We start from the raw sequence: 18361 nt of genomic DNA, 5'->3' as shown, positions 1-18361 counted from the left end.
TGAGGCGTCTAGGAGATCGGCGCGCGCAGGGGCCAGTCGCCGTCGAGCACGGTCTGCACGGTCCGGCCGGTCGCCACCTCGACGACGAGGGGCGCGAGCAGGTTCGCCGTCGGGGCGTCGCCCACCGTGGACGGGTGCACGACGACGAGCAGCGCCCGCTCGCCGTCGGTCGCGTCGAGCTCCGGCGCGTAGTCCGGGAAGTGTGCCGTCGGGTCGACGACGAACAGCCGCGCCTGCGGCTCGTCGCCCTGCGAGCGCAGGGCGAACAGGACGCCGGCGTCGTCGAGGGGCTCGAGGCGGTACGACGAGCGACCGGGCAGCCCGGGCAGCGGCTCGAGCATCTCGAGGTCGGCCGGGATGTCGCGTGCCCCGACGCGCACGGTCGCGACGGTCATCGCAGGAAGTCCAGCAGCGTCGGCTGCAGCACCTTGGCGGCCGCACCGAGCGCGCCGTTGTAGGCGACCTCCTGCGTCTGCAGCTCGAGGATCACCTCGGCCAGGTCGATGTCCTCGATGCCGGACAGGTGCGACTTCACGTCGAGCTCGTTGCTCAGCAGCGCGCTCTGGGTGTCCAGCACCTGCTTGTGCCGGGCACCGACGCCCGAGAGCTGGCTGAGCATGGCGTCCATCCGGGTGTCGATCGCGTCGAGCTTCGTCGTGGGGTCGCCCCCGGCGCGCAGGGTGGCCGAGATGTCGTCCAGGAGCGCGAACACCGAGTCGGAGCCGGTGCCGAAGACCGCGGCGCCGTCAGCGTCGACGCGGACCGTGGACGTGGCCCCGACGCGGCGGTCGACGCTCGCCCCGGTGCCGGTCCAGGCGTACGACGCGTCGAACGCGACCCCGGCGTCGGACGTGCCCGCGAAGACCGTCCGGCCCACGTAGGTGGTGTTGGCCTGGCCGAGGAGCGTGGCCCGCAGGCCGTCGATCTCGGTGGCGAGCGCCTCGCGCGAGGTGCTGCCGAGCGCGCCGTCGCCGCCCTGCATCGTCAGGTCGCGGGCCCGCCGGAGCGTCGCGAGCGAGCCGGTCAGCGCGGTGTCGACCGTCGTGAGCCAGGAGTCGGCGTCCGAGGCGTTGCGCTTGTACTGGCCGATCGCCCGCTGGTCGCCGCGCAGGCGCAGCATGTCCGAGGCGGCCGCGGGGTCGTCGGACGGGACCGAGACGTTCTTGCCGCTGGACATCTTCGACTGCAGCGCGGCCATCGCCGACAGGCTGCCCTGCAGGTTGGCCAGCGTGCTGTGCTGGATGGTCTGGTGCGTCACGCGGGGGATCACGATGGTTCCTACCTTCCGACCAGGCCGGTGCGGTTGATGAGCGTGTCGAGCATCTCGTCGATCGCCGAGAGCACCCGGGCCGCGCCCTCGTAGGCGCGCTGGAACGCCAGCATGTTGACGGTCTCCTCGTCGGTGTCGACGCTCGCCTGGGCCAGCTGCTGGCCTGCGGCGCTCGCGCGGGCCGACTCTGCCACGCCGGCCCGCGCCTGCGCGCTGGCCGTGCGCACGCCGAGGTCGACGACGAGGTGGTTCCACGCCGCGTCGGGGCCGTCGTTCCTGCCCGCGAGCGACGCGATCGCGTCGGCGACCGAGCTGTCGAGCGCGCCCGCGCCCGGGGCCGCGACCGCGATGCCCGCGGGGTCGGTGACCGCGACGTGCAGGCCGAGCGCGGCGGGGCGGCCGGCGGTGAAGGCGAAGAAGTCGCCGCCCGCCGTGCCGCTCGTCGTGAGCGCCGTGCCGTGCAGGGCGTTCACCTGCGTGGCGAGCGTCTGGGCGAAGGTGTCGTAGCCGGCGGCGGCCTGGGCCAGGACGCCGCCCGTGCCGTCGGCCTCGGCCGGGGCGAGCACCGAGAGCAGGCCGGCGACGCGGCCGCCGTCGAGCCCGACGTTCTGCGCGGGGCGGTCGGCCCACACGACGGAGACCGCCGTGGCCGGCGTCGTGGTGACCTGGTCGAACGACGTGGCGCCCGTGACCGCGAGGGCCGACGAGCGGTTGCCGGAGACGAGCGCGTTGCCCGCGACGAACACGTCGAGGCGGCCGTCGGCGCGTAGCTCGGTCGACGCGCCGACGAGGCTGGAGAGCTGGGTCGCGAGCAGGTCGCGCTGGTCGGTCAGCTCGTGGGCGGTGCCGCCCGCGTTGGTGATCTCCAGGATGCGCGCGTTGAGGTCGGCGACGCCGGCCGCGGCCGTGTTCACCTGGTCGACGAGCGCGACCGCGGTCGAGCGGGTCTGGGTCCACTGCGTCTGCGCGGCCGTGTACAGGGTGCCGAGGCGGTCGGCGACGGCCTTGGCGTCCTCGAGCAGGACGGCCCGCGACGACGCCTTGTCGGGTGAGTTCGCCACGTCGTGCCACGCGGCCCACATGGTCGACAGCTGCGACGCGAGGCCCGTGGAGGCGGGCTCGCCGACACCCTGCTCGAGCTGGACGAGGGCGTCGGCGCGGGCCGCCAGGTACGCCGAGCTGGACGTGCTGGTGCGCACCTTGGCGTCGAGGAAGATGTCACCGAGGCGGTCGATGCTGCCGACGCGGGTGCCCTGGCCGGTGCCGGTCGTCGTCGAGAACATCGACGGCACCTGCGCGGCGGGAAGCGACGACAGCGTCGCGCGCTGCCGGGTGTAGCCGACGGTGTTGGCGTTGGCGATGTTCTGACCCGAGACCTCGAGCGCCTGCCGCTGGGCGACCAGCGAGCTCAGCGCGGTGCCGAGCCCGGAAAAGGTGCTCACGTGGATCGTCCTCCTACGGGTGTCAGTCGTGCGGGCGTCAGAGCGTGCGGTCGACGAGGCGGGCGGCGGGCTCGGTGGCCGCGCTCTGGCCGCTGCCGTCGTACGTGTGCACGTCGTGCAGGGACGCCAGGGTCTCCTGGGTCGCGCGGTGCGACATCGCGAGGAGCTCGCGGTTGCCGTCGGCGAGCTGGGAGATCTGGGTGGTGAGCGAGGCGAACGCCTCGCGGTGCGCGCGGAGCAGGTCCGACCAGGGCTCGGGGGCGCGGTCGGCCAGGTCGGCCAGGCTCGCGCCCTCGGGCAGGCCGAGCTCGGCGCTCACGGTCGTCGCCTCGACGGCGCGACCCAGCTCGGCGTCGCGGATCTGCGAGAGCACGGTCTCGACCTCGCGGGTCGCGTGGGCGAGCCATCGGGTCTTGCCGCTCGTGAGGAGCAGCTGCTCCTCCTCGAGCTTGAAGAGCAGCAGCTCGAGCAGGTTCCGCTCGTGCCACAGCACCTCGGACAGCCTGTTGTAGGCCATCGTTTCCTCCTGTCGTCCGTCGCGGGCCGTCGTGGACCAGGCAGCAGGTTCACCGGCTCGCGTCCGCCCTGGACTATCGGCAGGCGCTCGGCAGTGCTGAAGCATCCGGGTGGAGCGTCCGGGGCATTCTGGCGTGGTGCGGCTCCGATGGCTAGACCGGGCCGCTCTGCGGGTGGGCCCCTGAACTGGACGAACGTTCAAGAGAACGGTTTCGTTCGTGGGAGCGCGTCCACTCCAATGTGAGGTATGTCACACTCTAACGGCTGGGGTGGTGGCACCCAAGGGTGTCCACGAGAACGATGGCCCTGGTAAATCGTCGAAATCTAGGACCAAGGTCCTCGAAACGCTTCGATGATGCTGTGAGCGCTCACAACTTTCTTCGGAAAGTTCGCTCAAGCCAGCGTGCCGAAGCGCCGAGCGACATCCTGTGAACACCGCTCCGACCTCCGTCGACGACCTCGTCGTCAGCAACCTGGCCCTCGTCGGGTACGCCGTCTCCGAGCTCCTGCGTCGGGTCCCGCCGACCGTGGCGCGCGACGACCTGGCGTCCGCCGGCAGCCTCGCGCTCGTCCTCGCGGCGCGGTCGTACGACCCGTCGACGGGCGTCCCGTTCGCGCGGTACGCGTCGCTGCGGATCCGTGGGGCGCTGCTCGACGAGCTCCGCTCGATGGACTGGGCGACCCGGGGCTCCCGCACCCGGGTGCGGGAGCTCGCCGCCACGACCGAGCAGCTCGCCGCCGCGCTGGGGCGTCCCGCGACGCGCGACGAGATCGCGACCGCGCTCGGCGTCGAGGTGCGCGCAGTCGACCAGATCCGCGCCGACGCGGACAGGCGGGTGCTCAGCATCGACGCGAGCGAGGGCGTCATCGCGGACATGATCATCGACGGCACGAGCACGCCGGAGGAGGCGGTCCTCGCGTCCGAGCGCGTGCACTGGCTGCGCGCCGCCGTCGACACGCTGCCCGAGCGTCTGCAGGTCGTCGTCCGGGCGATCTTCCTCGAGGACCGGTCCGTCGCGGACCTGGCCGAGGACCTCGGCGTGACGCAGTCGCGGATCAGCCAGCTGCGGACCGAGGCGCTCGCGATGCTGCGCGACGGGCTCAACACCCACTTCGAGCCCACCCTGGTCCCGGTGGCGGAGCGGCCCGACGGCGTGGCCGAGCGGCGCCGGCAGACGTACTTCGCCTCGATCGCCTCGCGAGCCGCGCTCAGCGCGCAACGCACGAGCGATCGCCTGTCCTACGTGCCGGAGCCCGCGGTCTCCGACGAGGACGCCGTCTCGCGTCAGGTGCTCGCCTGACAGATCCGTCCGCAGAACTCCTCACACCCCCCGGGGTGCGGTCGATGGGAGGGAGGTAGCCCACGGATGGGCTTTCCTGACCCGACTCAAGGAGGAAGAGAACGATGGGTCTCTCGATCAACCAGAACATCGCGGCCGTGAACTCGTACCGCAACCTGTCCAACACGCAGAACGACCTGAGCAAGTCGCTCGAGAAGCTCTCGTCCGGCTTCCGGATCAACCGTGCGGCCGACGACGCCGCCGGTCTGGCCATCTCCGAGGGCCTGCGCTCGCAGGTCGGCGGGCTGAAGGTCGCCGCCCGCAACGCGCAGGACGGCATCTCCGTCGTGCAGACCGCGGAAGGCGCGCTCACCGAGGTCCACTCCATCCTGCAGCGTGTGCGTGACCTGGCCGTCCAGGCCGGTAACGACTCGAACAACACCGAGGCGCGCGCCAACATCAAGACGGAGTCGGACAGCCTCGTCTCCGAGCTCGACCGCATCTCGAAGTCCACCAACTTCAACGGCACCAAGCTGCTCGACGGCTCGGCCGGGACGCTCAAGTTCCAGGTCGGCGCGGACGGCAACGCGGACAGCCAGATCTCGGTCGACCTGTCCGGCGCCAACGTCAAGGCGATCGCCGACTCGCTCGGCGCCGCGGCCTCGGGCACGACCCTCTCGGTCGACACCCCGACGCTCGTCGCGGGTGCGCAGTCGTTCAGCATCACGACCCCGGGCGCCACCAAGACCGTCACCACGGCGTCGGTCGGCACCGCGGGCGACATCAAGACGGTCCAGCAGCTGGCCGACAAGCTCAACTCCGACAGCGCCTTCTCGGCCGACCTCACGGCGTCGGTGGACAAGGACAACAAGCTCGTCGTCCAGGCCAAGAACGGTGGCACCGTCGTCGGTGGCGCCACGGCCGGCACGGACGCGAGCTCGGGCACCGGCGTCGGCACCAGCGCCGCCGTCACGGGCACGACGGGCCTGGACTTCAGCTCCGCCGCGAACGCGCAGAACTCGATCACGCGCATCGACGCCCAGATCAAGTCGGTCTCGACGGCTCGTGCCGGGCTCGGTGCCCTGCAGAACCGGTTCGAGCACACGATCAAGAACGTCAACGTCGCGGTGGAGAACCTGTCCGCGTCGGAGTCCCGCATCCGCGACACGGACATGGCGTCGGAGATGGTCTCGTTCACGCGGGCCCAGATCCTGTCGCAGGCCGGCACCGCGATGCTCGCGCAGGCCAACCAGATCCCCCAGGGCGTGCTCTCGCTCCTGCGGTGATCGACGCGGCTGAGCCGCTCGCACCACGACCCCGCCCCGGACCGCACCACCTCGACCAGGTGTGCGGCCCGGGGCCGGGGTCGGCACGACCGCCCGGTGGCGGCCCGACGATCGTCGGCCGCCCCGGGCGCTCCCACACACGGACGGAGGGGCCATGGCGACCCTGGGCATCGACGGGCTGGTCAGCGGCCTCGACACCACGAGCCTCATCAACCAGCTCATGCAGGTCGAGTCGGGACCGCAGACCCTGCTCAAGACGAAGCAGACGGCGACGACCTCGCTCGTGACCGCGCTGCAGGCGCTGAACACTAAGGTGTCCTCGCTCGCGGACGCCGCGACCAAGGCCGCGACCGCGTCGTCGTGGCAGGTCGCGAAGGCGACCTCGTCGGCGTCCTCGGTGACGGCGACGACGTCCGCCGGCGCGACCGCCGCGGCCCTCAGCTTCACGGTCGACGAGGTCGCGACGAGCCAGGTCTCGCTCGCCTCCTACGACGACCTCGTCGCCGGCCTCGGGGGCGCCACGACGCTCACGCTGCGCCGCCCCGACGGCACCACCACCGAGGTCGCGGTCGGCGAGAGCGCCGCGGACCTCGCGAAGAACATCTCCGCGTCGGGCGCCGGGGTCTCCGCGGCGGTCGTGACCGCGAACGGGACGACCCGCCTCCAGCTGACCGGCACCGCGCCCGGCGCCGCGAACGCCTTCGAGCTGCTCGCCGGCAAGGCTGCCGACGTCGCGGACGGGCAGCCGCCCCTCACGACCACCTCCCTGCGCGCTGCGGGCGACGCGGCCATCACGCTGTGGGCCGGCACGTCGGGCGCCCAGCAGGTGACGTCCTCGACCAACACGTTCGCCGACGTCCTGACCGGGGTCTCGATCTCGGTCTCCGCGGTCGAGGCTGCGCCGGTCACGCTCACCGTCGGCCGCGACACCTCGGCGGTCACCGCGCTCGCGTCGGGCCTCGTCGGCTCGCTCGGCGTGGTGCTCTCCGAGATCACCTCCCGCACCACGGCCACCACGACGACCGACACCGACGGGCGCACGGTCGTCTCGGGCGGGCTGTTCGCCGGCGAGAGCGCCACGCGGGACCTGCAGCAGCGCCTCCAGCAGGCGGCCTCCTACCCGGTCGACGGCATCTCGCCCTCGACCGTGGGGATCGTCGTCGGGCGCGACGGCACCTTCACCTTCGACCAGACGACCTTCGAGGCCGCGCTCGCCGCGGACCCCGCGAAGGTGCAGAAGGTCGTCTCGGGTCTCGCCCAGCGCGTCGCGGACGTCGCGACCCGCACGTCGGACAAGGTCGACGGCTCGCTCACGCTGCAGATCGCCGGGCAGCAGACGCTCGTCTCGGACATGGGCGACCAGATCGCGAACTGGGACGTCCGCCTCGCGCTGCGGCGGGAGTCGCTGCAGCGCACGTACTCCGCCCTCGAGGTCACCCTCTCGGGCCTGCAGTCGCAGTCGAGCTGGCTGTCGAGCCAGCTCGCGTCGTTGTCGACCTCCTCCAGCTGACCGGTAAGGAACCGCCATGATCGACGCACGCTCCCGCTACGTCACCGACGCCGTGGCCACGGTCGGCCCGGCCCGGCTGCTGACGATGCTGTACGACCGCCTGCTGCTCGACGTCGACCGTGCGGCCGAGGCACTGGCCGCGGGCGACCGGGCCGCCGGTGCGAGCCAGCTCCAGCACGCGCAGGACATCGTGGCCGAGCTGATGTCGAGCCTCGACGAGCGCGTGTGGGACGGCGGTGCCCAGCTCATGGAGATCTACCGCTACCTGTTCACGGCGCTCGTGGACGCGGCCGTGCGGGCGGACCCCGAGCGGGTCACCGAGTGCCGGGCCGTCATCGAGCCGCTGCGCGAGGCGTGGCACGAGGCCGCGCTCGCCGGTGCGGCGCCGAGCCCGTCGCCGGTCGTCGCCGCCACGCCCGGTGCGGGCCTGTTGGGCGTGGGCTGACGTGCCCGACGGGCAGGACTGGGACGCGTCCTGGCGCGGCGCGCTCGACGCGCTCGAGCTGGACGTGGCCTGGGTCGAGGAGGCGCTGAGGGCCGCGCACCTGCCGGCGGCCGACGAGGTCGCCCGTCTGGCCGCCTGGGTGCCGCCCACCGGCCTCGGCCCGCTGCCGGCCGACCTGGTCGTGCGTGCGACCGCGCTCCTCGACCGGCAGACGCAGGTGGCGCGCGCGACGATCGAGGCGATCACCCGCAGCAGGCGCCACGTCGCGGCCCTCGACGCGCTGCGCCCCCACCGCGGCGACGTCGCCGTCTACGTGGACACGCAGGCCTGACCGCCGCCCTCGACCCCGTCGGTGCACGGGCCGGTGCTCGGCCGGTGCTCGGGCCGGTGCTCCGATCGGGTGACGAGCGATTGACCGGCCGGAAACCCTTACAGGGCCGCCGAACTCTCCGATGGGGACAGCGAGCACGGATCGCTCACCCCGCAGGCCATGGACAGGCCGCACCTTTCACGTTCGCATGAGGTGGCCCTGTCATGGGTGTGTTCGACTCCGTGAGCTCCGTCGCGCTGAGCAGCGCCCTGGACGGGCTCGCCCTGCGCCAGCGCGCGATCGCCGACAACGTCGCCAACCTGCAGACGCCCGGCTACCACGCGCGCGTCGTCGAGTTCGAGGGCGCGCTCGCCTCCGCGGTGCGTGACGGCGACGGTGCGGCCCGCGCGACCCTGAGCCGGTCCGACGCGGCGACCCGCGAGGACGGCAACAACGTCAACCTCGACGAGCAGACGCTGCTCAACGTGGAGACGAACCTGCGGTACCAGCTCGCCAGCCAGGCCGTCACGGGGACCTTCTCCTCCGTGCGCGCCGCGATGCGGACCTCCTGATGGGGATCTTCGGCGCGATCGGCATCGCGCAGAGCGGTCTCACGGTGCACCGCACGTGGCTCGACGCCGTCAGCGACAACCTCGCGAACCTCTCCACGGTGCGTCCCACGTCCGAGGACGCGTTCCGCGCGCGCTACGTCGTGGCGCAGGAGACCCCCGGCGCCGAGGGCGGCGTGCAGGTCGCGGGCGTCGCGTTCGGCGACGCGGCGGGCCGGCTGGTGTACGAGCCGGACAACCCGCTGGCCGACGAGACGGGCTACGTGCGCTACCCCGACATCGACATGTCGAGCCAGATGGCGCAGCTGATCATGGCGCAGCGCGGCTACCAGGCGAACGCCGCCGTGGTCGACCGCGCCAAGGAGACCTACCAGGCAGCACTGCAGATCGGACGTTCCTGATGACCATCCCCGTCGCCGCCGTCGGCGCCCCCACCGCCGTCCTGCCCACCGGCTCGGTGGGCGCCACCGCCGCCGTGCCCGCGGGCCACGGTGCCGCGTTCGACTCCGTGCTCGGGTCCGTGGACGGCCTCCAGCAGCTCCAGTCCACGTCGAGCGACCTCGCCGTGCAGGCCGCGACGGGCTCGCTCGAGAACGTCCACGACTACACGATCGCGGCCGCGAAGTCGTCGCTCGCGATCGAGCTGACCGCCGCGGTGCGCAACAAGGCCGTCGAGGCGTTCTCCGAGATCATGCGGATGCAGGCCTGATGCCCGCGCAGGTGCAGGCCGCGCTCGACCGGCTGACCGGTGCGGTCAAGCAGTTCTCGATGGCGCAGCGGACGCTCGCGATCATCGGCGTCGCCGTGCTCGTGCTCGGTGCCGTGGGCCTGAGCAGCTGGATGTCGCGGCCGACGATGAGCCCGCTGTTCACGAGCCTGTCCGGTGCCGACGCGAGCGCCGTGGTCGACGAGCTCGACGCGCAGGGCGTGGCCTACCAGCTCGCCGACGGGGGATCGACCGTGCTGGTCCCCGCCAAGAACCTCTACAGCCAGCGCATCCACCTGGCCGCGGAGGGCATCCCGGCCAACGCGGACGGCGCCGGCTACTCGCTGCTGGACGACATGCCGATGACGTCGAGCGAGTTCCAGCAGGAGAAGACCTACCAGCGGGCGCTCGAGGGCGAGCTGGCCAAGACCATCGGCGCGATCGACGGGATCGACGCCGCCACCGTCAAGCTCGCGATCCCCGAGGACACCGTCTTCGTGGCCACCAAGCAGGACCCGACGGCCTCCGTCTTCGTCCGGACCCGTGCCGGGGTCACGCTCTCGGTCGACCAGGTCGACTCGATCGTGCACCTCGTCTCGGCGGGCATCCCGGACATGGTGCCCACCGACGTCTCCGTGGTGGACGCGACCGGCAAGGTCCTGTCCGCCGTCGGCACCGGCACCACGGGCGCGTCCGGCGGGCGCGAGACCGACTACGAGGCGCGTGTCCAGGCGTCCGTGCAGACGCTGCTCGACCGCGTGATCGGCGTGGGCAAGTCGGCGGTGACGGTCACCGCCGCCCTGAACTTCGACGAGACGCAGCGGACCACCGAGAAGTTCGACGCGACGCCGAACACCCCGCCGCTGGCGTCGTCGACCAAGAAGGAGTCGTACACCGGCACCGGCTCGTCGGCGACCGGCGTGCTCGGTCCGGACCAGACGGTCGTGGGGCCCACAGCGGGCGACGACCCCGGCAAGTACAGCTCGACCACCGAGGACGTGACGAACTCCGTCAACAAGACGACCGAGGTCGTCACGGCCGCGCCGGGGGCCGTCGAGCGGCAGTCCGTGGCCGTCGTCGTGGACGAGAAGGCGGCAGCCGCGCTCGACATGGCCCAGCTGCAGGCCACGATCGCCGCCGCGGCGGGCATCGACACGACGCGCGGCGACACCCTCGCGGTGCAGGCGGCGGCGTTCGACACCTCGCAGGCGGACGCCGCGGCCACGGCCCTCGCGGCCGCCGACGCCGCGGCCAAGACCGACAAGGCGAACGCGCAGGTGCGTCAGCTCGCGACCGTCGGCGGCGTCGTCCTGCTCGTGGTCGTCCTCATCATCCTGCTGGCCCGCCGCTCCGGCCGGTCCCGGCGGACGGCCGTCGACCTGGGCGAGCTGCCCGTGCTCGGCGGCCCGGACGGCGCCGCGCTCGGCATCGAGGGGTCGGGCGCCGACGAGCTCCCGGTCCTGCCGCCCGCGCCGCGGCCGCTCGAGCCGGACCCGATCGCGCTCAAGCGTGCCGAGATCACCGCGCTCGCCGACGACCAGCCCGAGGAGGTCGCGGACCTGCTGCGCTCGTGGCTCAGCACCCCGGCCGGGGCGCGGCGCTGATGGCCGCCACCCTGACCGGCTCGCAGAAGGCCGCGATGCTGCTCATCCAGCTCGGGCGCGAGCGCGCCGCGCGCGTGATGTCCTCGCTCGACGTGGCAGAGATCGAGGAGCTCACGGCCGAGATCCTGCGCCTGGACCGCGTGGACCAGCAGCTGGCCGACGAGGTGCTCGAGGAGTTCTACGCTGCCTCGGTCATCGGCCCCGGGGTCGGTGGCGGGCTGGGTCTGGCGCAGCAGCTGCTCGAGGCGTCCCTCGGCGCCGACGAGGCGGCCTCCGTCCTGGAGCGCCTCCAGGTCAGCATGGCCGGCCAGCCGTTCGAGTTCCTCCAGCACGCCGACGCGCGCCAGGTCGTCTCGCTCCTGTCCGGGGAGCACCCGCAGGCGATCGCCCTCGTGCTCGCGCACCTGCGCCCCGACCACGCGTCCGCGATCCTGGCGGGCCTCGAGCCGAACCTGCAGGGCGACGTCGCGCACCGCATCGCCCTCATGGAGCGGGCCTCGCCGGACGTCGTGACGGTCGTCGCGGAGTCGCTGCAGCGCAAGGCGTCGACGGTCCTCGCCCCGCGCGAGCTCGCCGCGGTGGGCGGCGTCCAGCCGCTCGTCGAGATCATCAACCGCGCGGACCCGACCACGGAGAAGGCGATCCTCGAGGGTCTGGCGACCCGCGACGAGGAGCTGGCCGAGGAGGTCCGCAGCCGGATGTTCGTGTTCGGCGACATCGTGCTGCTCGAGGACCGCGCGATGCAGCTCGTCCTGCGCCAGGTCGAGACGGCCGAGCTCTCGGTCGCGCTCAAGGGCGTGGCCGACGAGGTGCGCGAGACCGTGCTCCGCAACCTGTCCGAGCGGGCGCGCGAGAACCTCGTCGAGGAGATCGACCTGCTCGGGCCCGTGCGCCTCTCGCAGGTCGAGGAGGCACGCGCGGGCATCGTCCAGGCGATCCGCCGCCTCGAGGAGAGCGGGCAGATCACCGTGCGGCGCGAGGGCGAGGACGAGTTCGTTGCCTGACTTCCGCAGCGCTCCCGTCGAGCCCGTGCGCGCGTTCCACCCCGCCGCGCTGGGCAGCACCGCCGCGCGCGACGAGGCCTACGAGGACGCCCGGTCCGCGGGCTTCGCCGCCGGCTACGCCGCGGGTGCCCGGCGGGCTGCCCAGGAGGCCGACGCCCAGGCCGCGCGCGTCGTGCGGGCCGCGGCGGCGGACGCCGAGGACGCCGCGCGCCAGGTCGCCGAGGTGCTCGTCGCGCTCGACCGCGCGGCCGCCGCGGTGCGGGCGATCGTCGCACCCGTCCTGGCGGACGCGACCCTCGCGCTGCACGAGGGCGCGCTCACGCTGGCCGAGGCCGTGCTGGGCGTCGAGCTCGCGGACGACGAGCGGTCCGCGTCCGCGGCCCTCGCGCGCGTCCGCGCCGCCGAGCCCGGGCCGGGACCCGTGACGGTCCGGCTCCACCCGCGGGACCTCGCCGCCCTGCTCACGAGCGATGCCGACGTCACCGACCTCCGGCTCGAGGCCGACGCGGGCCTGGCCCCGGGTGACGCCGTCGCCGAGCACGCCGAGGGCCACCTCGACGCACGCGTCGGCGCCGCCCTCGGGCGCGCCCGCGCCGCCCTGACCGACGCGGGGGACGGCCGATGAGCCCCCTGACGGCCGAGCGACCCCGCATCAGCCTGCCCCCGACCGTCCTGGCCGCCGCCCGCCCCGAGGCGGTCGGGCGGCTGCGCGCGGTCGTCGGCCTCACGCTGGACGTCGTCGGCACGAAGGCGGCCGTCGGCGAGCTCGTGCAGGTCGGGACCGGGCCGGGCTCGGTGCTGGCCGAGGTGGCCGCGACGACGGCCGGGACCGCGCGCTGCATGCCGCTGGGCCCGACCCGCGGGCTGCGCGCCGGCATGCCCGTGCACCCCGCCGGGTCGTTCCGCGTGCCGGTCGGCGCCGGCCTGCTCGGCCGCGTGCTGGACGGGCTCGGGCGCCCCATCGACGGACGCGGCCCGCTGCACGCCCAGGCCTGGGTGCCGGTCGACGGCCGCGCGCCGCACCCCCTCGAGCGAGCCCGGGTGGACGCCCAGCTCGGGCTCGGGGTGCGTGCGCTGGACACGCTGGTCAGCGCCGGTCGCGGGCAGCGGCTCGGGCTGTTCGCCGGGTCCGGGGTCGGCAAGTCGAGCCTGCTGTCGATGATCGCCCGTGGCACCGAGGCGGAGGTCTCGGTGATCGCCCTGGTCGGCGAGCGCGGCCGCGAGGTGCGCGAGTTCCTCGAGGACGACCTCGGCGCCGAGGGACTGGCGCGCAGCGTCGTCGTCGTCGCGACCTCCGACGAGCCGGCGCTGGTGCGCCTGCGCTCGGCCTTCGTCGCGACCCGCATCGCCGAGCACCTGCGCGACGAGGGGCGGCACGCGGTGCTGATGATGGACTCCCTGACGCGGGTGGCCATGGCGCAGCGCGAGATCGGGCTCTCCGTGGGGGAGCCGCCCGCGACCCGGGGCTACCCGCCGAGCACGTTCGCGCTGCTCGCCCAGCTCCTCGAGCGCGCCGGTACCGGGCCCACCGGCTCCGTGACCGGCCTGTACACCGTCCTGGTCGACGGCGACGACCACAACGAGCCGATCGCCGACGCCGCGCGGTCGATCCTCGACGGCCACGTGGTCCTGGACCGGCGGCTGGCGGTCGCCGGGCACTTCCCGTCCGTCGACGCGCTCGGCTCGGTGAGCCGCGTCGCGACCCGGGTGACCTCGCCCGAGCAGCGCGAGGCGGCACGCCGGCTGCGTTCCGTGCTCGCCGCGCGCCGCCAGGCGCAGGACCTGCTCGACGTGGGCGCCTACGTGGCGGGCTCGAACCCGCTCGTCGACGCCGCCGTGACGCACGGGCGGCAGATCGACCAGTTCCTGCAGCAGTCCATGGACGAGCGGGCGCTGCCCGCCGAGTCCTGGCAGCGCCTCGCGGCGCTCGTCCACACCCTGGGAGACCTGACATGACGCGTGCGTTCCCTCTCGCCGGACTGCTGCGCATGCGCGGCCGGGCCGAGGAGCAGGCCGTCGCCGACCTCGCGACCGCGCGGCGCGACGAGGCACGCGCCGCCGACCTGCGCCGGGCGACCGCTGCGGCGCTGGCCGGAGCGGGCATGCCCGCCACGGGCGACGACATCGCGTGGATGGCCGCGGTCGCGAGCCGCTCGACGCTCGCCGCGCTGCTCTCCGAGCGCGACCACCAGCTCGGCCGGGCGGCCGAGACCGTGCAGGACTGCAGCGAGGCGTGGTCGGTCGCTCGACGCGACGCGCGCGCCCTCGAGCTCCTCGAGGAGCGGCACGTGGCGACAGAGCGCGCCGAGGAGCTGCACGCCGAGCAGGTCGTGCTCGACGAGGTCGCGGCACGCGGAGCGGCCCCGGCCCGGATCGGAGCGACGTCGTGAGCAATGAGTCCATCGCCGCCGTCCAGTCCCGCGTGCAGGAGCTGCGCGCGCTGGTCGCCCCCGCGTCGGCGAGCCCGGCGACCTCCGCCTCCACCTCCCTCTCCACCTCCGGGGCCGCGGGCTCCGGCGGCTCGGCGGCCGCCTTCCAGACGGCGCTCGCCGAGGCGACCGGCACGACCGCGTCGACCGCCGCGGCCGCCGCCGCGTCCTCTCTGGCCGGCGCGGCCGGCGCGGCCAGCGCCAGCGGCGTCCCGACGGGTGCGGGCATCGCCCCGGAGACCGACGTCACCGCGCAGGACCTCATCGCGACCGCGAAGACGTACCTCGGGGTCCCGTACGTGTGGGGCGGCGAGTCGCTCTCCGAGGGCGGCCTCGACTGCTCGGGCCTGGTGCTGCGGTCGCTCACGGACCTGGGCGTCGACGGCGTCCCGCGGACCGCGCGGGAGCAGATGCACCTCGGCACCAAGGTTCCCTCGATGGACGAGGCCCAGCCCGGTGACCTGCTCGTCTTCGGCGGCGGCACGCACATCGCGATCTACCTGGGGGACGGGAAGATGATCGACGCACCCAAGCCCGGCGGCCACGTGAACATCCGGGACGTCTACACGACGCCGACGGCGATCCGGCGGATCCTGCCGCAGGAGGGCGCTGCCGCAGCCGCGGTGCCCGCCGCGATCACGTCGCTCGGCGCCGACGCGACGTCGCTGGCCGCGCTGCTCGGATCGGGCACGACCTCGTCGTCGTCGGTCGGTGGCGTGTCGTCGCTGGCCGGCCTGTCGTCGCTGTCCGGCCTGTCCTCGCTGTCCGGCCTGTCGGCGCTGTCCGGACTCGGCGCCGTCTCGGGCGCGTCCTCGTCGGCCGGCGCGACGTCGTCCGCCGACGCGCAGCGCCTCGCGTGGGAGCTGTTCGCCGGGGTCGCCTCGTGATGCCGGCCGCGGTCGCACCGACCGCCGCCCCCGTCGCACCCGCGCGAGCCTCGTCGGGGCAGCGGCCGGACGCGGGCGACCCGTTCGCGAGCGCCCTGCGCGCGGCGGGCGTGCGCGACCAGGAGCCCGCCACCCCGACCGCCCGCCCCGGCCGTGACCGCGGCGAGCGCACGACGGAGCCCGACGACCCGTCGGCGACCCCGACCGCTGCTGCGTCGACGACCGCGGCGCCCGGCGCCGTCGACCCCACCGCTGCCGCCCCGACGACGCCCCCGGGTGCCGTCGTGCCCACGGCACCCGGCGACTCGGCGGCCCCCGGAGCGGCAGCCGCGGCCGCCGCGCCGCTCGTCGCCGCGGCCGAGCCGGCCCCGGCCGTCCTCTCGGCGGGCGCGACCGCGCTCGCGGCACTCACCGCGGCGACCCCGACCACGGCGACCCCGACCGCGGCGACCCCGACCGCTGGGGCGGCGACCACCGTCGTCGCGACCACGGCGGCACCCGCCACGGGCGACGCGGTGCCCGTGCCCGCGACTCCGGCGCCGGCTCCGACGGATGCCCCGGCGCAGCCGGCACCGACCGGACCCCCCGCGCAGCCGAGCACGGTGGCGACGGTGCCTGCGCCGACCGCGGGCCCGCAGCAGCCGTCGCGCCCCGACCAGGCCGCGCCGGCCCAGCCGGCCACGCCCGCGGTCGGCGACCCGGCACCGCCCGCGGCGGGCGCGCCGCACCCGGCCGCCGCGGCGACCGCGGACGTCGGCCCCACCGCGACCCCAGCCACCGTGCCTGCACTGCCTGCTGTGCCCGCGGCGGGGGCCGGTGCCGCGGGCGTGGTCCCGGTGCCGGTCACCCCGGCGGCGACGGCACCCGCGCCGGCGACGCCCGCACAGCCCGCCCCAGCCACGCCCGCGCCGCTCGCCGAGCAGCTCGGTGCGCGCCTCACGTCGCTGCACGGGCTCGCGCGGGGCACGCACGTCCTCACCGTCCCGGTCGACCCCGAGCACCTCGGGCCGGTCCGGATCGTCGCGCACATCGGACCCGAGTCGGTCCGCGTCGAGCTCGTCGGCGCGACGGACGCCTCGCGCGAGGCCCTCCGCTCGTCGCTCGCGGACCTGCGCCGCGACCTCACCGCCGCCGGCGTCCAGGTGGACGTCGGGTCCCGCGGCTCCGGGCAGGCCGGTGCCCAGGGCGCGGACGGCCAGTCGGGCGACGCCCCAGCGGCCCGCACCGGCCGCGGCGGCGGGACGACGTCGGGCGACGACCCCGGCGGCTCCGCACCCGCCCCGGACACACCCCGCGCGGCCCCCGGCCGCATCGACCTGCTCGTCTGACCGCACTCGTCCGACCGCACGACCTTGAAGGAGGCACCCATGTCCATCGACACCTCGTACGTCACCGGCACGTCCGGCACGTCCGGCACGTCGACCACCGCCGCGAGCGGCGACCTCGACAAGCAGGCGTTCCTCAACCTGCTCGTCACGCAGCTGCGCAACCAGGACCCCAGCAGCCCCATGGACTCCTCGCAGCTCATGGCGCAGACCACGCAGCTGACCACGATGGAGAAGCTCGTCGAGCTCAGCGACACGTCCCGCGAGTCGTTCGCGCTCCAGATGCGCGTCGCCGCGTCCTCGCTCGTCGGCAAGCAGGTCTCGTGGACCGACGACGCCGGTGCCGCGCACACGGGCACCGCGGAGTCGGTCTCGTTCGCCGGCCCGGTCCCGACGGTCTCCGTCGACGGCCACGACGTCCCGCTCGACGTGGTCGCCGCCGTCACCGAGACGAAGCCGACCACCCCCTGACCAGCTGCAGCGGCAGCACCCGAAGCACCCGCAGCACAGACCGATCACCGAACCGCCGCGCCGACCACCGGTCCGGCCCCCCGAAGGGAACCCGCCATGCTCCGCTCGCTCTTCTCCGGCATCAGCGGTCTGCGTAGCCACCAGACCATGCTCGACGTCACGGGCAACAACATCGCCAACGTCAACACCACGGGCTTCAAGTCCTCGCAGGTGCAGTTCCAGGACACGCTGAGCCAGGTGCTCATCAACGCGGGCGGCGCGCAGGGCGGCGTCGGCGGCACCAACCCCGCGCAGGTCGGCCTGGGCGTGCGCGTCGCGGGCATCACGACCAACTTCACGCAGGGCGCCTCGCAGTCCACCGGCCGCAGCACCGACATGATGATCCAGGGCGACGGGTTCTTCGTCGTGCGCAAGGGCACCGACACCTTCTACACGCGCGCCGGGTCGTTCGACTTCGACGCGACCGGCCAGATGGTGCTGCCCGGCGAGGGCGCGCTCGTGCAGGGCTGGGCCGCCGTCAACGGCGTGATCGACACCAACGCCCCGCTCACGGACCTCAAGGTGCCCGCGGGCACGCTGATGGCTGCCGTGGCCTCGACGAAGGCCGGCTACACCGGCAACCTCGACTCGGCTGCGGCGGACGGCACGGTCCTGAACCGCACGGTGGACGTGTACGACGCGAAGGGCAACGAGCGCACGCTCACGCTGACCTTCACCAAGTCGGCGACGGGCTGGACGGTGGGCGCGGGGGACGGCTCCTCCACGGTCCCGCCCGCGGCGATGACGTTCGCGGCGGACGGCTCCCTGACCACCCCGACGACCCTGACGGTCGGCGCGGTCAGCGTCGACATCTCCAAGCTCACGGGCTTCTCCGGCCTGGACACGGTCAAGGCCCAGAGCCAGGACGGTCAGGCGGCCGGGACGCTGCAGTCGTTCTCGCTGGGCGCGGACGGCACCATCACGGGCGCGTTCAGCAACGGCCTCAAGCAGACCATCGGCCGCATCGCGCTCGGCTCGTTCACCAACCCCTCGGGGCTGGAGAAGGCCGGCGGCTCGCTGTTCCAGACCACGGTGAACTCGGGCGACCCGGCGATCGGCACCGCGGGCACGGGCGGCCGCGGCTCGCTGCAGGGCGGCGCGCTCGAGATGTCGAACGTCGACCTCTCGAGCGAGTTCACCAGCCTGATCATCGCGCAGCGCGGCTTCCAGGCGAACTCGCGCGTCATCACCACGTCCGACGAGGTGCTCCAGGAGCTCGTCAACCTCAAGCGCTGACCCGGTCCGGTGTGAGGGAGCACGCGAACCCT

The 18361-nt window shown here is 74.1% G+C and carries 21 protein-coding genes; 17 read left to right on the top strand and 4 right to left on the bottom strand.

Annotation, left to right across the window (positions count from 1 at the left end):
• Positions 1–8 precede the first annotated feature (8 nt).
• The 4 genes from EDF34_RS10535 to flgN are packed head-to-tail and all read right to left on the bottom strand — an operon-like array spanning position 9 to position 3229.
• Positions 9–395, bottom strand: a complete 387-nt coding sequence (locus EDF34_RS10535; protein WP_123371424.1) for a flagellar assembly protein FliW — start codon at positions 393–395, stop codon at positions 9–11.
• Positions 392–1258 carry a flagellar hook-associated protein FlgL gene (flgL, locus tag EDF34_RS10530; protein ID WP_370450055.1) on the bottom strand — a complete coding sequence of 289 codons (867 nt, stop codon included), beginning with the start codon at positions 1256–1258 and terminating at the stop codon, positions 392–394. The genes EDF34_RS10535 and flgL overlap by 4 nt, the downstream gene beginning before the upstream one ends.
• Positions 1259–1278: 20 nt before the next feature.
• Complete coding sequence (gene flgK / locus EDF34_RS10525) at positions 1279–2712, bottom strand: flagellar hook-associated protein FlgK (protein ID WP_123371420.1); 1434 nt, start codon at positions 2710–2712, stop codon at positions 1279–1281.
• 37 nt (positions 2713–2749) lie between these two features.
• Complete coding sequence (gene flgN, locus EDF34_RS10520; RefSeq protein ID WP_123371419.1) at positions 2750–3229, bottom strand: flagellar export chaperone FlgN; 480 nt, start codon at positions 3227–3229, stop codon at positions 2750–2752.
• Positions 3230–3656: 427 nt separating this feature from the next.
• Between flgN and EDF34_RS10515 the strand changes: the two genes are divergently transcribed.
• The 17 genes from EDF34_RS10515 (at position 3657) to EDF34_RS10435 (ending at position 18329) form a co-directional block, all read left to right on the top strand.
• Positions 3657–4529 carry a sigma-70 family RNA polymerase sigma factor gene (locus EDF34_RS10515; RefSeq protein ID WP_123371418.1) on the top strand — a complete coding sequence of 291 codons (873 nt, stop codon included), beginning with the start codon at positions 3657–3659 and terminating at the stop codon, positions 4527–4529.
• A gap of 104 nt (positions 4530–4633) precedes the next feature.
• Complete coding sequence (locus EDF34_RS10510) at positions 4634–5794, top strand: flagellin (protein ID WP_123371417.1); 1161 nt, start codon at positions 4634–4636, stop codon at positions 5792–5794.
• A gap of 154 nt (positions 5795–5948) precedes the next feature.
• Entirely contained in the window at positions 5949–7304 is a 1356-nt protein-coding gene (gene fliD, locus EDF34_RS10505; RefSeq protein WP_123371415.1) for a flagellar filament capping protein FliD, read from the top strand.
• A gap of 16 nt (positions 7305–7320) precedes the next feature.
• The gene (gene fliS, locus EDF34_RS10500; protein ID WP_123371413.1) at positions 7321–7749 is read left to right on the top strand and encodes a flagellar export chaperone FliS; all 429 of its coding nucleotides are present in this window, start codon (positions 7321–7323) and stop codon (positions 7747–7749) included.
• A gap of 1 nt (position 7750) precedes the next feature.
• Entirely contained in the window at positions 7751–8080 is a 330-nt protein-coding gene (locus tag EDF34_RS10495; RefSeq protein ID WP_123371412.1) for a hypothetical protein, read from the top strand.
• 203 nt (positions 8081–8283) lie between these two features.
• The gene (locus EDF34_RS10490) at positions 8284–8631 is read left to right on the top strand and encodes a flagellar basal body protein (protein WP_199737821.1); all 348 of its coding nucleotides are present in this window, start codon (positions 8284–8286) and stop codon (positions 8629–8631) included.
• Positions 8631–9029, top strand: coding sequence for a flagellar basal body rod protein FlgC (gene flgC / locus EDF34_RS10485; RefSeq protein ID WP_123371410.1), 399 nt, complete (start codon positions 8631–8633; stop codon positions 9027–9029). Before EDF34_RS10490 ends, flgC begins: the two co-directional genes overlap by 1 nt.
• Positions 9029–9337: a flagellar hook-basal body complex protein FliE gene (gene fliE, locus EDF34_RS10480; RefSeq protein WP_123371408.1), complete on the top strand. Its 309-nt coding sequence runs from the start codon at positions 9029–9031 to the stop codon at positions 9335–9337. The genes flgC and fliE overlap by 1 nt, the downstream gene beginning before the upstream one ends.
• Positions 9337–10938, top strand: a complete 1602-nt coding sequence (gene fliF / locus EDF34_RS10475) for a flagellar basal-body MS-ring/collar protein FliF (protein WP_123371405.1) — start codon at positions 9337–9339, stop codon at positions 10936–10938. The genes fliE and fliF overlap by 1 nt, the downstream gene beginning before the upstream one ends.
• Positions 10938–11942 (top strand): flagellar motor switch protein FliG, encoded by a 1005-nt coding sequence (gene fliG, locus EDF34_RS10470; protein WP_123371891.1) that lies wholly within the window; start codon positions 10938–10940, stop codon positions 11940–11942. The genes fliF and fliG overlap by 1 nt, the downstream gene beginning before the upstream one ends.
• On the top strand, positions 11935–12567 hold the full coding sequence (locus EDF34_RS10465; RefSeq protein ID WP_123371404.1) for a FliH/SctL family protein: 633 nt from the start codon (positions 11935–11937) through the stop codon (positions 12565–12567). The genes fliG and EDF34_RS10465 overlap by 8 nt, the downstream gene beginning before the upstream one ends.
• Complete coding sequence (locus EDF34_RS10460) at positions 12564–13898, top strand: FliI/YscN family ATPase (RefSeq protein ID WP_123371402.1); 1335 nt, start codon at positions 12564–12566, stop codon at positions 13896–13898. Before EDF34_RS10465 ends, EDF34_RS10460 begins: the two co-directional genes overlap by 4 nt.
• A complete protein-coding gene (locus EDF34_RS10455; RefSeq protein WP_123371400.1) occupies positions 13895–14332 on the top strand; it encodes a flagellar FliJ family protein in 438 nt (145 codons plus the stop codon). Before EDF34_RS10460 ends, EDF34_RS10455 begins: the two co-directional genes overlap by 4 nt.
• Complete coding sequence (locus EDF34_RS10450) at positions 14329–15258, top strand: C40 family peptidase (protein WP_233575326.1); 930 nt, start codon at positions 14329–14331, stop codon at positions 15256–15258. The genes EDF34_RS10455 and EDF34_RS10450 overlap by 4 nt, the downstream gene beginning before the upstream one ends.
• Positions 15258–16586: a flagellar hook-length control protein FliK gene (locus EDF34_RS10445; protein WP_123371398.1), complete on the top strand. Its 1329-nt coding sequence runs from the start codon at positions 15258–15260 to the stop codon at positions 16584–16586. Before EDF34_RS10450 ends, EDF34_RS10445 begins: the two co-directional genes overlap by 1 nt.
• A gap of 39 nt (positions 16587–16625) precedes the next feature.
• Positions 16626–17054 (top strand): flagellar hook assembly protein FlgD, encoded by a 429-nt coding sequence (locus EDF34_RS10440; RefSeq protein ID WP_123371396.1) that lies wholly within the window; start codon positions 16626–16628, stop codon positions 17052–17054.
• A gap of 96 nt (positions 17055–17150) precedes the next feature.
• Positions 17151–18329: a flagellar hook protein FlgE gene (locus EDF34_RS10435; protein ID WP_123371395.1), complete on the top strand. Its 1179-nt coding sequence runs from the start codon at positions 17151–17153 to the stop codon at positions 18327–18329.
• Positions 18330–18361: the final 32 nt, after the last annotated feature.

Source organism: Cellulomonas sp. PhB150 (genome assembly GCF_003755175.1).
Classification (GTDB): domain Bacteria; phylum Actinomycetota; class Actinomycetes; order Actinomycetales; family Cellulomonadaceae; genus Cellulomonas.
Note: the sequence above shows the minus strand (reverse complement) of the source record. Positions and strands in the feature narration are given on the sequence as shown.